Origin of the sequence: Dyadobacter sp. CY345 (assembly GCF_021502725.1) — a bacterium.
Taxonomy (GTDB): domain Bacteria; phylum Bacteroidota; class Bacteroidia; order Cytophagales; family Spirosomataceae; genus Dyadobacter.
On record NZ_JAKFFS010000008.1, the window covers coordinates 37849 to 53949 of the forward strand.

Genomic DNA, 16101 nt, shown 5'->3' on the forward strand with positions numbered 1-16101 from the left:
GATATAAATGAAAAAAGCATCACTCAGCCGAAAGCTTTTCAAGGTTCATAGCTGGCTCGGTTTATTTACTGGTATATTTTTGATTCTGCTTGGATTAAGCGGCTCCGTTCTGGTTTTCAGAACGGAGCTGGATCATTTTTTTAACCAGAATTTACTTCACGTTTCACATGCACAGGCCAAGGTTCCGGAACATGTGCTGCAAAATTGCTATGACAGGATCACCAGCTGTTATCCAAACCTGGACGGGATTGCCTGGGTCAATCCGGATGCCGGGCCGGATGAAGCTTATAACTTCCGGATCTATTTCAACGACACGCGTCTTATGACTTACGATCTTGGACTGATTTCTTTTGATCCGTATACCCTGACAGTTCTCAGAGAGGGGCCAGCGAGCCAGTTTACACCAAGCTTTATCGAATGGCTTTTTCAGTTTCATTTCAGTTTTCAGTTGGGCATACCTGGGGCAGCATTGACGGCAGTTATTGGTATTACAATGCTGCTTTCGCTGCTTACCGGAGCGGTTGTCTACCGGAAAATGCTTTGGAAAGTCCTGACCTTGCAGATAAAAGTCAACCGGAAAAACTGGCGAACAGTAAGCTCCGATCTGCACCGCATCGTAGGAGTATGGTCTCTGCTTTTAAATGCGGTGATTTTCTTTACCGGTTTCTGGATGAATATGTTCGCCTTTAAGGCTAAAACCTGGCAGAATGAACTTGTCCCGACCAAACTCAATACACATATGTCTGTTTCACCAGACCGGATGTATAGCCAGGCACTGCTCGCGATGCCAGATTTGGAACCAACCTATGTTTACCTGCCGACACAACCGGAGCGTAAGTTCGAGGTAAGAGGCTACACGAAGGGGCAGCTAAAATTATGTGGCATTGGCAACTCGGTAAGACTGGATCAATATACCGGAGATATTTTAAAAATTACTCGCCTTGATGATAAGCCATTAAGCGAACGACTTGAAGCGACATTTTTTCCTTTGCATGTGGGTAATTTTGGCGGTTTTGCTGTTAAAATACTTTACGTAATTATTGGGCTCACGCCCGGGTTGCTTACAATTACGGGCTTTCTGCTATGGTGGAGGCGCAGGCGAAAGAATTTAATTCCTGCACAAATGAACAGTCGTTAGCCCAAATTATTATCAGATCTGCGACTCGTTTTGTATTAAAGGTTGCAGACTCATTTCAAAATTTTGCATAACAACAGGCGGATAAAGGTTTAGCCTCCCGTCGGTTGTTATGCGAGATTATTTTTCATGAAGATGTAAATGAAGCTCTTTCGAAAGATTCATTAAGTAGCGGATCAAACAACGGGATTTTGAACAAGACTGTTCTTTTTTAAAAACATTGCATTGAAACGAACCTTCCATCCTTCAATAATGGTATACATGACCGGCACAAATACCAGAGTGAAAATCATAGAACTCGTCAATCCGCCAATGATCACCCAGGCCATACCATTCTTGGTTTCTGAACCCGCATCTGACGAAAGCGCCATGGGCAGCATACCTAAAATCATAGCAAGCGTTGTCATCAAAATAGGTCGTAAACGCTCCCGACCCGCTTCGATCAGCGCGTCTTTTACCGACTTGCCTTTCTCCTTTTCCTGGTTGGTGAAATCGACAATAAGGATGGCATTTTTGGCTACCAGCCCCAGCAGCATGATAATACCCAATATAGAAAACAGGTTGATGGTATGGAGCGTCAGCGCCAATGCGAGTATGGCTCCGATAATTGCAACCGGCAAGGAGAATAACACGACAAATGGATACACAATACTCTCATATAATGCCACCATAATGAGGTAGATTAGCAATATACCAATGCCCACTGCCATAAACAGGCTGCAAAATGCTTCACTTTGGTTTTTACCGAATCCGGCCTCGACCACCTCAGCGCCGGCAGGGAACTTTACCTTTGCAATCTCTTTTTTAATGTCATCCGAAATACTGCCCGAGGCACGTCCTACCGCAATGGCATTTATGGTAACCGAATTAAGGCGGTCCTTTCGCTCCAATACCGATTGGCTCGACGTTTCGGTAATGGTTGCTATGGCCTCCAACGGGATGGTTGCACCCCTGGAATTTTTCACATTGAATCTTTTTACGTCTTCAATGGTCATGGTATTGAAACCATCTAATTGCAGGTTGATGGCATATTCTTCGCCATCTTCTCTAAATTTGGTGTTGTCGTTTCCACTGAAAGCATATTGCACGGCACTGCCCACATCGTTTACTGTTACCCCATAATTGGCCATTTTATCATGGTCGAGGATGATAGAAACCTGGGGTTTAGCTTCTTTGCTGCTGTATTGCACGTAATCGGTACCGGCTGTTTTTTCAAAGATGTTTTTAACAATGGCCGCCGCTTTCATGATCGAATCCCTGTTTACACCCTGAACATCCATCTGTATATCAAAACTGGCATTGCCTGTCATACCCACTGTTTTTATAGTCGGCTTCACGCCGGGTAGCTGCATGATTTCATCTCTTACCTTTCTGCCAAAATTAACTGTGCTTATTGCCCGTTCGTTAACGTCGGTTAGCTGGATAGAAATTTCCGCAAGGTTACTGTTGGATGATGCGTTGGATCCCATTCCAGCCCCGCTTTGCGTTCCCACTTTTGAAAATACATTCACCACTTCCGGATGTTTTAGTATAATGCTCTCGATCTGGGCAACCTTCGCATTGGTTTCTTTTAACGGCGTATTGCCGGCCAGATCAATCTGAATGTTTAGTTCACCACGGTCAGAAGTTGGTATAAACTCTGTACCCACAAATCCGGCAGGTATTAATGCGATGGAGCCGACTATCATTAGAAAAATCGCGATAATTACATATCGTTTATGACCCAACGACCATACCAGAATCTTTGAATAAAACGCACGAAAATTGTCAATCAGCGATTCGAACCAGCGGTTGCTCTTTCCCCATAAAGAAGTTGTGCTCAGATGCGGAAGCTTTGCAAAGCGGGATGCTAACAGCGGTGTCAATGTAAATGCTACAAACAAGCTCATCAGGGTAGAAAACACAACCACGAGTGCATATTCTTTTACAATATTTCCAATCATGCCGCCAACAAATCCCAACGGCAAAAATACAACCACATCGACCAGCGTAATGGCAACAGCGGTAAAGCCTATTTCGTTACGGCCGTCCAATGCGGCTGTGCGTTTATCTTTACCCATTTCCATGTGGCGGAAAATATTTTCCAGGATCACGATGCTGTCATCTACCAAAACACCCACGACCAGCGAAAGGCTCATCAAGGTCATCATGTTGAGTGAAAAATCGAATACCCACATCAAAATGAAAGAAGGTATCATCGCGGAGGGCAATGCCACCAGTACGAATGTTGAACTGCGGACGCTGTGCAAAAAGAACAGCATAACAAATGACACGATGATAATGGCGAGTACCAGATCATGAACTACCGCATCTGCGGAAGCCTGTGTATATATGGACTGGTCAGAAGCTATATTATAATTAAAATTATCGGCTGCATAGCTTTTTTTAAGTTCTTCCAAACGCTCCTTTGCCAACTTGCTGACCTCCACCGTATTGGCATCCGTTTGCTTTTTTATTTCGATACCAATAGCAGGTTCGCTGTTCAGACGGTTTAATTGCGTTACATTTTCTTTTCCGTCTGTAATGGAAGCTACATCCTTTAATAAAATCCTGCTTCCATCTTCGTTTTGACGTACAACTACGTTTCTCAATTGCTCAACAGATTGAACCTTAGCATTCAGGTCCAGTGAATAGCGGTTATTGCCGCTCTCGATTTTACCTGATGGGAACGAAGCACCGCTGGTACTTACGACAGAGTTGACATCAAGCAAAGAGAGATTATAGGCTTTCAATTTATCATTATCGATCTCAATATTGATCTGCCTCTTTGTGCCACCGATCACGGTTACATCTGATACGCCGGGCACATTGGTGAGCAATGGCTTTATTTCATTATCGATAAAATCATACAGTTCTGTGTCACTCATATCAGAACTGATGCTCAGTTTCAATATAGGATCATCGTCTGAACTCATCCGGCTTACCACCGGATCGTCAACGCCATCTGGCAGGGATGCCAAGATCTGGTTTATTTTTCTTTCCGCATCCAACTGGGCGTCGCTGGTGTTTACGCTGTTGGTTAATTCCAGCGAAATAGATGATGAGCCTTCCTGCGAACTGGAACTTATGGCATCCACGCCTTCAACCGAAGACAGGGCATCTTCCAACGGTTTGGTAACGCTGGTCAGCACTTCTTCGGGCGACGCGCCTGTGTAAGTGGTGTTGATTGACACCATGTTGGTCGTAAACTTAGGAAGCAGATTCAGGCTAAGCGAATTGTAACTAATGATCCCAAACAAGATGAGCGTTACAAATATTACCGTTATCAGTAACGGACGTTTTATACTTATTTCTGTGATACTCATTTTTAATTTTTTTAAGGTATGGCAATGACACAACCTGCCTACCGGTTTATTTCACTTGTGTAATCTGGGCTTTGCTGCCGTCTGATAAATTTATCTGACCGTTGGTTACGACTAATTCACCCACAGTCAAGCCGCTTTTTACTTCTATATAATCACCTTGTTCAGTACCTGTAACCAGTTTTCTTTTTTCAACCACGCCATTTTTATATACAAATACAATCGGGTTTTTCACGCCTTCGGTCAATGCATTTTTATTTATCATCACGAATGACTGCTTTGTTGTCGGATATGTAAATTCAACATTCACATATAGCCCGGCCTTTAACTGCGCGGAACCTCTGTTGGCTATGGAAAGCTGCACCGTATAGTTGTGATTCTCATCTCCCTTGGGGCTTATGTAATTCACGATGCCGGTAAATCGCTCTCCTGAATAAGACGTCGAAGTGATATTTGCCTTCTGCCCCTTCTTTATATTCAGGACCTGGCTCTCCGGCACACTCACATTGACTTTCAAATTTTCCACGTTGGTTATGGTTGCCAGCGTTGTACCGGTTGTAACATACTCACCAGCTTTTTTCTGCCTTTCAGTGATTATACCATTTGCCGGGGCGATGATATTGGCTTTGCTTATTTGCGTCCGTAACTGGGCAGCTTCCAGCTTCTTTGCATCCAGTTCATATTTTGCATCTGTTACAGCATTGGCATTGGTGGCGTTGCCGGCTAAAAGCACCTTATTTCTTTCATAATCGGAAGTAAGTTTGGTAATGGAAAGCTCCGCTGCTTCCAGTTTTTGTTGGTTCTCGGTAACATCAATACGCCCGATTATCTGGCCTTTTCTTACAGAAGTACCCAGCTGGATATTCAGGCTGCTGATCTTTCCGGCTGTCTCTGCCGATATGCTGGCGTCATCGTCACTGATCAGGGTCGCAGGCTGTGTGACCGATCCATCCATCGTTTTCGACGAAACCGTATCGACAGTTACTTTAATGGCCACATTGCTTCTGTCGACCGGCTTTTTCGCGTCTTCCAGCTTCTTTTTATTAGATGCCAGTCCGAAGAAGATGGCTATAGGTATCAGTGCAATGACCAGGATGGTTATGATTCTTTTTGATTTCATTGTTTGAAGGTTTATTTAAGTTCGTTCACAAATTGTGAGATGGTTCCGGTATTTTTATAGTAGCTCAACTGAGCATTGAGGTAGTCAAGTAGCGTTGTGGTATAGTTCGTTCTTGCCTCCTTGTAAGAATAATCAGCGTCGAGCAAAGACGAGAGTGTTGTCGTACCTTCCTTGTATTCCACCGTCGAAGCGTCCATCATTTCCTTCGCGAGCGTAAGATTTTCTTTGTTCTTTTTAAGATTAACATAAGTGCTGGTAATCTCAGTCGCGGCATTTTCCACGTTCAGTTTATATGTCTGAAGATTCAGTTTATTAGTAAGTTGCTGTAATTTAAAACTGAACTGGCTCTGGGTCACCTGACTTTGCTTTTTGAAGCCGCTAAATATCGGGATCGTAGCTTTTACGCCAACCACCGAATAGTCATACCATTGTGTAAGGGCGGGACCAAATTCAGTGCCGAATGCGTTGCCACCATATTTCGCATATATAGAAAACGTTGGCAGGAAGGCCGCTTTCTTCTGAAGTAAGTCGAGGTTTTTCAATTCAAGATTTTTCTGGTCGATCTGATAATCTATCAGATTGTTTCCGTCGAGGTCATTGTTTTTTGGCAAAGACAATTCGTTTACATCAACATTATTAATGCTGTCACCAATCGTTATGGATGCTTCAAGTTCGAGGCCCATGTGGTTTTTTAAGGTGTTTATGGCCAACTTGTAGGCATTGCTGTTCGCCAATATTTCTGACTGAACATTGTTGAAATTGACCCGGGCACGGTCATATTCGCTTTTCTTAACTACCCCTTGTTCGTAACGGAGTTTAAGTATAGCTACCATCGTTTCATACTGCTTTTCACTTTCTTTGAGCAGCCTGCCCTTCTCATTATACGTGAGTGCCTGGTAATAGGAGGAGGCCGTGTTGTAAACGAGCGTTTCGTTTTCTTTGGTTACCGTCAGATCGGCTACCTCTTTGTTCACCCGAGAGGTTTTAATACCAATCGAAGCACTTTTGTCAAAAATATTTTGATCTGCCTGTATCGATGCAGAATTACTAAACTTATTTCCCAATTGTAGTTTGGTCTCCGTTGGCGAAAAACTTCCGGCAGGGATCACATTTGTCTGGAGTTTCAGGTTGTAATCCAGGCCTACACTGCCAGAGACCGATGGCAGAAATGAAGCTTTGCTTTCTCTGATCTTTTCAGCGGCTGACTGAGCGGCATACTTGTATATTGCAGTATTAGGATGGTGCCGTAATGTATACTGAATACAGCCTTTAAGCGAAAACGTCTGATCCTGAGACCTGGCCTGTAACGATAACAGCATAAAGGTCAATGCGGCCACCATGCATTTCCCTTTTAAATTAAATTTCATTTTTTGTTTTTTTTAGTTGATAAATAAGAAAGTTGATTTTGTCAATTAATAAGACAAAAAAATTTAGGAGATCTTAGATTTCATTTTATCCAAAACGGAGTCAAAAACTTCCAGATCTTTCTGCGAAATACCCTCAAGCAAACCATTAAAAATATCAGCTTCAATCTGTCTGAACTTCTCGACCTTTTTCACACCGGCCTCTGTAAGTACAATCGCTTTTCTTCGTCTGTCATCATGGTCTGGAACCCGCACAACCAGGTTTAGTTTTTCCAGCACATCAATCTGTCGAAGCACACCGGATTTATCCTTCTTCATAATATTTGCCAGATCATGTTGAATCACATCGGTTCTGCCATATAAAATATTCAGCAGGAAAAAATATTCCATTGACAATGCAGATTCCTCATCGCTTAGAGCGTCATCAATGCGCTTGCCGATAGACTTTATCAATTCCCCCATTTTAAGACCTATGTTCATCGCTATATTGGTAATATGTTTATTTCCAAAAGCAAATGTACAAATATTGTTGACAAAATCAACTATCTTAATTTGAGTATATTTTTTTTCCTCATGAGTAACACTAATTAGATAACTCACATGATCTTCTCTGAAACAGATTTGGGAAACCGGATAACAAATTTATACTCGATGAAACCTTCTAGTTCCATTATAATACGCTTTTGAAACATTAGTTTAGATCTTTCTGATAATTCTCATTGAAGTATACTACAATCAGCACCGCAAAAGGGAGTTTTGTCGATAATCAAACGATAAGTGTATACAAAAGAGATTTGTGATTATGTAGCAGTACCCGGAAATTCCAGGTTTTACTCTTCGTTTCAAAAGTGCCGGTTTCACTGGTCCTCTTACCCAGCTTTCTTGCATATTATCTGTGATGGTTCATGACATTCGCTCTAATTGCAACCACCTTTGATTTCTGTAAAAAGTTATATTCATATTTTTGTCTTGCTATCACTTCTTTAAATTAATGACCATTTTTTCTCGCAATCCGCTCTCACAAATCCGGAGAGGTTGCGAGAAAAAATGAGGTGTTCTGATCCAACCACCTTATTACGGCCATTGAAAATTTAAAGATTGAAGCCCGGCAGAAGTGGGTAGCGCTTTACAAGCAATTGGGAAATATCTCAGTAACCGCTCGCAGATGTGGTATTGCCAGATCTACGTTACAGCGCTGGCGGTCCGCCGCGCGGCTTAAAAGGCAGAATGAAGAGAAGCTGGTTGATCGTTCACATCGCCCAAAACGGTTAGGCTGTCAAAAGTTCAGTAACTGCTGACCTGAACGACCCAGACCTTAATAATAAACTTGCTGAATGGCAATTCTACTATAACCGCGCGGGCGGCCCCGTACTTCCGTCCCCACAGTAGCTTAAATGGAAAAACACCGATTGAAGTAGCGAGTGAACATTCCACTAAGGCGCCATTTTGGGATGAGGTTCAAAAAGAATATGATCCATCAAAAGAGAGAATCAGAGACCAGGCTTATTGGCGTGACAAAAAAATGAATAAATTCGGCCACCAGAAAAAAACGTAGTTTTGTCCTGCTTTTCCAAGCTAATTAAGTGTAGCGGAACTATAGAACCACAATAGTAAAATATTATTTCAGACGACGTTCCAAAAAACTCTTCTGCGGGTTAGTACAGTATGCTATCTGAATATCATTCCTGATCTGTGTTCTTACGCAAAAGCATCGCTATTTCTGGTGGTATATAACTATTCTACCGAAGGTTTTAAAATTGTATATTTTAAACTATCAACTGTAATTCCTGAAACGGATTTAATGAATAGTTTGGACATCGGACTTTCGGGGAAGAAGATATCGGTCATCACTGTGAGTCCATTGTCGGCAAAGAGCTCTACCGAGGCTACGTCTGCAATTAATACAAGCGGAATAGTACTTTCCGTAGCAAACCTTGGTGCTATGTGTTTTTCTCCAAAACCTTTTTCAAAATCGGTTTTACCGGATTTTGAGCGATCTATATAAAACTGATTTTTGGTTTTGTCGTAACCGACAATGACTTCGTTACCGGCTTCATTAGCCAGCACAATTGAAAAATCGGCCGTGTTTTTCGTCATTAAATCCAGTCGAAAGAGCCCGGTTTTGTTCTTTGCCTTTTCCGTCAGATCGAGCTTATTCTTCACTTTTATGTTTTTTAGTGAAAATCCCGTGCTGTCCAACACAGCCAGTTCTTTCACAGGTACTGAGGTAAGGTAAATCTCTTTCCCAACCGTTTTCAAACCCAATTCACGGGCAATGGTAGTGGCACTTCGCCACGGATCAGTCGGAACCTGATTGGCATATTGCCAATTGCTCATCCAACCCATCAGAATGTTGCGGTCACCAGTATTGGCGAAGGTAACGGCGGCATAGTTATCTGTCCCAAAATCCAGCCATTTGGTCTCTTTTGAATTAGAAGTAAAAGTTTTACCGTCAAAATCTCCCAGGAAGTACTGACCGGCAGAACCTTTATTTGGACCACCCGGATTTATGTTTACGATCAAAACCCAGATATCTTTTCCCTGGTGTTTAATTGGAAACAAATCAGGACATTCCCATACGCCGCCATGGCCGCCCTCGCTGGCACCAAACTCACTTTCACGGGTCCATGATTTGAGATCAGCAGAAGAATAAAAAGTGATTCGATCCTTTGTCGCCAAAGTCATAATCCATTTTTTCTGAGCCTCAAACCATCTCACTTTCGGATCTCGGAAGTCGCTTATACCCGGATTCTGGATCACTGGATTTCCTTTATATTTGGTCCAGGTTTTACCATCATCCAGGCTGTACGCGATGCTCTGCGTTTCGTGTTTGCCCGTTTTCTGCTTTTCCTGTACAGGATCATGGTGCGTGAAAATGGCCACCATTGCATCTTTTTCAAATCCTGCTGTATTGTTTTTGTCTACAACAGCGCTTCCCGAAAATATGTAACCCAGACTATCCGGATACAAAGCGATTGCCTGCTCTTTCCACGAGATCATATCCTTGCTCGTTGCATGGCCCCAGTGCATGGGCCCCCAAATTTTGTCGTTGGGATAATATTGATAAAACAAATGATAAATCCCGTTGTGATATACCATGCCATTTGGATCGTTCATCCAGTTGGCTTTGGGTGTAAAATGAAACTGCGGACGGTATTTCTCCTTAAACTCCTGAGCCATCGCTCGCGATCCTGCCAATGCGGAAATTAGAAACAGGCAAATGATTAATTTTTTCATAAATAAGGTTTGGTTGGGCTGTCGGCAATCACTTGTCGGCTTCCGCTAAGGTCTGTCACACGGTTGGTAATCAGCTTTTGGCGCCTGACTAATTGCTAACAGCCAATAACTAAGTTAAAATCCTGGATTCTGCTTGTACAACCCTTTGGTGAAATTGATTTCTTTCTGAGGAATTGGCAGATATTCGTCTCTTCCGGCAGTGAACTTCGCTCCGTTGAGATGTGATCTGCGTGTTTTCTCTTTTGCAATGTAGGCGTTTAAGGTCGGCTCAGCAATTCCCCAGCGTACAAGGTCAAAAAAGCGGGGACTTTCCATGGCAAATTCCAGTCTTCTTTCCCACTGCAAAGCCTTTCTGGCAAAGTCCTGAGTCCAGTTGCCGGCAGTGTATGGCTTGATGAGATAGTTACTCGGATTGTTTCCGTTTGCCAGTTTGGTGCGGTTGGTACTTTTGGCAGCCCTTTCCCGAACCTGATTGATAAGTGGCATTGCAGCCGCCTGTTGCCCCAGTTCAATGTAGGCTTCGGCTTGAAATAATAGGACATCGGCATATCGAATGATGTCAATGTTTTTTGAGGTTCCAATGAATGGCCCTTCTTTTTTGTAGCAACCGCAGTCGGCAAGTTGCTGCTCCTTCATGCTTTGAAAATAGCCATACACACCTGGATCGCGTACCCAGCTGTTGCTGAAAGGCAAAGCGGCATTGTACTTGTATGGATGGCCATCAATCCCAATGGTATGATCTACACGAGGGTCCACGGTAGCTGTTTTAAAATCAATTTCAGTACTGTTGAACGTATCAAACTTTGGGAGCCCGTTGGCGTCTGTTCCAAAAGCATTGGCCAGATTCTGAGTTGGCTGATGAAATCCGCAGCAGCCGTATTGCGGCGCACCATGTGGGTAATTCAAGCCGGTTACCGTGCTGATTCGTCCCAGGGAAGTTCCGTCATTGATGGAGTATTGAATGGCGAATACAGATTCCGGACCATTGTCAAATCCATCCAGAAAGTTCTCAGCGAAATCGGGTTGCAGGCTATATTTTCCAGAACTGATCACCATTTGTGTCAAATCTATCACCTGCTGTAAGCGTGTTTTGTTGATGTTGGTCACTTTGTGCAGATCATCCTGCTCGTAGGCCTGATACAACCGTAATTTTGCCAGGTACGCCGCTGCCGACAGTTTACTTGCCCGTCCCACCTGAGCCTGAGTTTCCGGCAGATTGTCCATGGCAAACTGGAAATCCTCACCAATTTTATCCCAAAGCTGATCATTTGTGAATTCTTCGTTAGAGGTTTTCAGGATGTCATCACTGGATAGATTTTCGGTGATGAAGGGTATTTTTTTAAATAACATTTTCATCATAAAATGAGAGTGCCCTCTCAAAAAGCGCAATTCGCCCAGTCTGATTTGTTTCAAAGGGAACTGCTCCTCTGAAAAAGTACTGATCGTTTTGATTGCAAAATTGGCTCTGGAAATCGCTTTGTAGAAATTTTCCCAGGTATATGGATGCATAAATCCGTCGCCCTGTTGTGCCTGCGTAAGATTATGCTGCTCATAAAAATTCACATCTGCCACATCTGCAACACCACCACCACCCTTGTAGGCGTCATCGGAGCGGACACTGCCGTACACCCACATACTCGTCATGGGCCCTATCATTTCGTCATTGCCGATTCCGGCATAGGCAGCGGTTACCAGCGCTTCCGCATTTTCAGGAGTGGAAACATTGTCTGTCGACAAAGTACCTTGTGGCTGATATTCAAGGAAATCGCTGCAAGAGGCAAAAAATAAAAGGCCGGTCAATAGCAGATGGGATGATAATATTTTCTTTTTCATGATCATTTAAATTTGATATTTGGTTGGAAACCAGACAGAAATTTTTAGAAATTAACATTGACGCCAAAAGTGAAAACCCTGGGTACCGGAATGACATTCACGTCGATTCGTTCAGGATCCGGACCTTTGAAGCCTTTGCTTTTGATCCAGAAAAGGTTTTCTGCCATCACGTAAAGTCTTAGTCTTTCCAGTCCGACTTTACCAATCGGCAGGTCTTTCAGCGTATATCCGGCTTGGATATTACGTAGTTTGAAGTATGAGGTGTTCACATTGAAATAGTCAGAAGTCCTCGTTTCTCCGTTGCCATCGGAAAGTGTCAGAGCGGGAATCCGGGAACTGGTATTGCTTGGCGACCAGGCATCAAATACACCCGGGCCTACATTGTCACGCCCTCTTATAAAATCGTTGTAGAACGTGTAGGGATCAAATCCTGTTCTGCCTGCAATGCCCGATCCGAAGAAAGAAAAATCGAAATTCTTGTAGCCAAGATCAATCCGTAAACTGTACTCAAGACCGGGCAGAGAGGTTCCAAAAAATTCCTGATCTAATGTGTTGATCACTCCGTCATCGTTTAGATCTACATAACGAATCCGTCCCGGACCAGCGCCAACCTGAGTGGCATGCGCGTCTACTTCCGCCTGACTCTGAAACAAACCGTCTGTGCGGTATCCAAAAAGATCCAGCTGCGAACGGCCAATGATCGTAGTGACCGCGTTTCCGGCAAAGGCCGAACGAACTTCTTCCGGTAAGACCGTTATTTTATCTCTGAAACGGGCGAAGTTGGTGAATATGCTGTAAGTAAAATCGCCTTTTGGTTTTCCATAATAACCCAGAGAAAGTTCGAAACCCTTGTTCGTTTTGGTAGCTCCGTTGACAAATTTTAGTTGCCCTTCGCCTACCGCAGCTGCCACCGGAGGCTTGATGAGAATGTCGCTGGTTTCACGTGTGAAATAATCCAGAGATCCTATAATGCTTCCATCAAACAATCCAAAATCAAGTCCCACATTCAGTTCGTTAGTCGTTTCCCATTTGAGTGCCAGGTTTGGAGCTTGTGTAGAAACGAAGCCGGAAGGCAGGTTTCCCGTATTGGCACCGTTCAGATCGTACGCTGTTCCAATATTCCAGTATTGGTCGAAGAAGGGGTTGTGGCCGTTAGGAACCTGTGAAGCTCTGGTTCCGTAACGAGGCTCAAAAAGTCCGAAGCGTGCAAGGTCACCAATATCCTGATTGCCTACACGGCCTGCGCCTGCTCTCAATTTTAGGGTGGTGATGGCTGAAATATTTTGCATGAAAGCTTCTTTGTCAATCTTCCATCCGGCTGATATTGCGGGGAAAATACCGTAACGATTGTCAGGCCCGAAGCGTGAGGATCCATCGCGACGAAGTGTTACCGCGGCCAGATATTTATCTGAAAATGCGTAGTCTACCCGCGCAAACTGAGACATTAGCCTGCTGCCTGTGGAGGTTCCGAAACTATTGGCGTTACCAGATCCCGCACTGAGAACAAAGAAATCTTCTGTCTGAACGGCAAAATTTTCCTTGTAAGCGATCACATCGTTAAGGTCATCTTTGATGGATTCGATTCCGGCCAGTAGCTTAAACTGGTGTTTGCCGGTTGTGAAATTATAACGGGCAGTATTGGACCAGGTGAGACTCAGAAACTTATTGTTGTTGAGGGTAAGATTGTTAAGTGTTCGTGCAATAAATCCTTCCTGATAAGATTGCTCAATGTTTTTGTTGGCAAATCCGGCATTGTCCATTCCCAGGGAAGATCTGATGAACAGGTTTTTAACCGGCTCTATTTCAGTAAAAATGTTGCCAAATAGGAATGTCCTTTTGGTGTTGTCCCAGCGGTTGATGTACTGCATGTGCAAAGGATTGTTGCGGTCCGAGTAACCTGAACCCACCGGACCAGCGAATTTTCCATCCAGTGAATAAACCGGTATGGTTGGTGCCAGCGTAATGGCTAGTCCGGGTGTTGCCGCTCCACCCAGGTCGGTAGCGATAAGGGTTTCTTTGGACGAAACCATCTGAGAATTTACGCCAAATTTAACACGGTCGTTTAAAATACTGGTCGCTGCATTAATACGTCCCGAAATCCGGCTGTAATTGGTGTGTTTAAGCATACCGGAATTGCTGATGTATCCCAGGTTGATTAGCAAGGAGGAATTTTTGGTCCCACCCGAAAGTGTGAGGTCATTGTTGCTGACATAGCCCGTTTTATACATTTCTTTCTGCCAATCGGTATCTCCGGCTGGCGTGTTAGGGTCACCACCCACCAACGGTTTTACGCTTATGCTGTTCAGTACAGGATTGCTGAAATCCCTGTTCCAGTTAAAATCATAGATTTCACCATAACCCGATGCCGGATCTACGCCATCGTTTACAGACGCCTGCCAAAGCGCCCGTCCACGATCTGCGGCGTTGAGCATTTTAAAGCGCTGTGGCTTCTCTGATTGGGAGGAAATACTCGAATTGAACTGCACATTGATTTTTCCATTGGTATCTCCGCCATTGTTGGTCGTGACAATGATCACACCGTTGGAAGCCCTGGATCCATAAATAGAAGAAGCGGAGGCATCTTTCAAAACCTGAACGGATTTAATAGCGCTTGAATTGAGACTCTGAAATACCTGTGAGCGTTTAGTTGGCACACCGTCGATCACATAAAGCGGATCGGTATTTCCCAGCGTATTCACTCCGCGGATCAGAATACGGCTGTTGTCACCTGAAGGCGTTCCTGTTTTTTCAACATACAATCCCGGAACGCGACCCTGAAGTGCCTGCATGGGGTTTCCGGAACTTGTGTTTTTGATAGGTTCCAGATCCACCACCACCACAGCGCCGGTGAGATCTTCCTTACGCGAACTCGTATAACCCACCACAACGACTTCGTTCAGGCTTTTTGAGTCATATTCCAGTGCCACATCCACAACGGATCTGTTGTCCACAGTCACTTCTTTTGCTTGCATGCCTACATAAGAGAAAACGAGGGTAGCATTGGATGAAACCAGGATCGAATATTTCCCGTCTACATCTGTTACAGCGCCCACTGTGGTGCCTTTTTCCAGAATACTTACACCCGGAAGAGCATCTCCGTCAGTGGCTTTTACGGTTCCTTTTACGGTAACCATGGTTTGTGCCAAGGTTATTTGCAAGGAACATAAGATGGTCAGTGCCATCACAAGTAGTCTTTTGCTCATAATAATTTATTGTTTAATTTTAAGAAAATCATCAAGTTCTGACTCGGAAATGTTCGGTGTCGCGCCGGAATACGAGGCGACCAAAGCGCCAACGGCACATGCTTTTTTCAGTGCTGAAGAGATGGGAGAGCCACATACATATTCTTTAAGGAACATGGCCAAAAAGGAATCCCCGCTGCCAATGGTGTCCTGCACTTCTACCTCATATCCGCCTTGTGTATGAAAGCCTTCACTGGAAAGAACCAAGGCTCCGTCAGCACCGAGCGTTACACAAACCAGTTTCAGGTTGAAGCGTTCATAGAGAAATTTCATTTGCGTTTCGACTTCCGGCTGTATCCCGAACCAGCCGCAAACGGTATTGAGCTCATGCTCGTTTACCTTTACAATGTCGGCTTGTTGCAGCAGGTATTCTGTGGTTGCTCTGTCAAGATGCGGAGGACGGATATTGACGTCGAACACTTTTAGTTTTGCAACTTTCAGCAAGTCAAAAAGCGTTTCCCGGGATTGCTGGCTGCGAACAGAAAGCGTACCGTATACAAACACGTCTGAATCTTTAACCAATTGCTGGTTTTCAGGCGTCGTCATAATGTAATCCCAGGCTACTGGCTGCACGATTTTGTAAGTAACCTCGGTTTTGTCGGTCAGATTTACTTTCACAATACCGGTAAGATGTGTGATGCCGGTTTGAATAAAGGTCGTATTAAATCCCTGGTTGTTAAGATAATCCATGAGCTCCACGCCCAGATCGTCGTCTCCAACGCGACTAATGAAAGCGGGATTCATGCCGAAGTTTTTGAGATGAATGGCTACATTCATGGGCGCTCCGCCAGGTTGTTTACCAGAAGGCAGCATATCCCAAAGCATCTCCCCAAAAACGGTTATTTTAGGTTTCATATAAATTGAAAGA

Annotated in this window: 10 protein-coding genes; 2 read left to right on the plus strand and 8 right to left on the minus strand. The window is 44.0% G+C overall.

Annotation, left to right across the window (positions count from 1 at the left end):
- Positions 1-7 precede the first annotated feature (7 nt).
- On the plus strand, positions 8-1138 hold the full coding sequence (locus tag L0657_RS26995) for a PepSY domain-containing protein (protein ID WP_235153980.1): 1131 nt from the start codon (positions 8-10) through the stop codon (positions 1136-1138).
- A 173-nt stretch (positions 1139-1311) separates the two neighbouring features.
- On the opposite strand, the gene L0657_RS27000 is transcribed toward L0657_RS26995, so the two are convergent.
- The 4 genes from L0657_RS27000 to L0657_RS27015 all read right to left on the minus strand — a co-directional run bounded on the left by L0657_RS27000 (position 1312) and on the right by L0657_RS27015 (position 7401).
- Entirely contained in the window at positions 1312-4440 is a 3129-nt protein-coding gene (locus L0657_RS27000) for an efflux RND transporter permease subunit (protein ID WP_235153981.1), read from the minus strand.
- A 46-nt stretch (positions 4441-4486) separates the two neighbouring features.
- Positions 4487-5557, minus strand: a complete 1071-nt coding sequence (locus tag L0657_RS27005; protein WP_235153982.1) for an efflux RND transporter periplasmic adaptor subunit — start codon at positions 5555-5557, stop codon at positions 4487-4489.
- Positions 5558-5568: 11 nt separating this feature from the next.
- Positions 5569-6924, minus strand: coding sequence for a TolC family protein (locus L0657_RS27010; protein ID WP_235153983.1), 1356 nt, complete (start codon positions 6922-6924; stop codon positions 5569-5571).
- Between the two features lie 63 nt (positions 6925-6987).
- A complete protein-coding gene (locus L0657_RS27015; RefSeq protein WP_235153984.1) occupies positions 6988-7401 on the minus strand; it encodes a MarR family winged helix-turn-helix transcriptional regulator in 414 nt (137 codons plus the stop codon).
- 656 nt (positions 7402-8057) lie between these two features.
- On the opposite strand from L0657_RS27015, the gene L0657_RS27020 reads away from it, so the two are divergent.
- Entirely contained in the window at positions 8058-8219 is a 162-nt protein-coding gene (locus L0657_RS27020) for a helix-turn-helix domain-containing protein (protein WP_235153985.1), read from the plus strand.
- A 436-nt stretch (positions 8220-8655) separates the two neighbouring features.
- Here L0657_RS27020 and L0657_RS27025 read toward each other — a convergent pair whose 3' ends face one another.
- The 4 genes from L0657_RS27025 to L0657_RS27040 all read right to left on the minus strand — a co-directional run bounded on the left by L0657_RS27025 (position 8656) and on the right by L0657_RS27040 (position 16088).
- Complete coding sequence (locus L0657_RS27025) at positions 8656-10158, minus strand: glycoside hydrolase family 32 protein (RefSeq protein WP_235153986.1); 1503 nt, start codon at positions 10156-10158, stop codon at positions 8656-8658.
- A gap of 114 nt (positions 10159-10272) precedes the next feature.
- Positions 10273-11991 carry a RagB/SusD family nutrient uptake outer membrane protein gene (locus L0657_RS27030; protein WP_235153987.1) on the minus strand — a complete coding sequence of 573 codons (1719 nt, stop codon included), beginning with the start codon at positions 11989-11991 and terminating at the stop codon, positions 10273-10275.
- A 44-nt stretch (positions 11992-12035) separates the two neighbouring features.
- On the minus strand, positions 12036-15194 hold the full coding sequence (locus tag L0657_RS27035; RefSeq protein WP_235153988.1) for a TonB-dependent receptor: 3159 nt from the start codon (positions 15192-15194) through the stop codon (positions 12036-12038).
- Between the two features lie 6 nt (positions 15195-15200).
- On the minus strand, positions 15201-16088 hold the full coding sequence (locus tag L0657_RS27040) for a carbohydrate kinase (protein ID WP_235153989.1): 888 nt from the start codon (positions 16086-16088) through the stop codon (positions 15201-15203).
- Positions 16089-16101 lie beyond the last annotated feature (13 nt).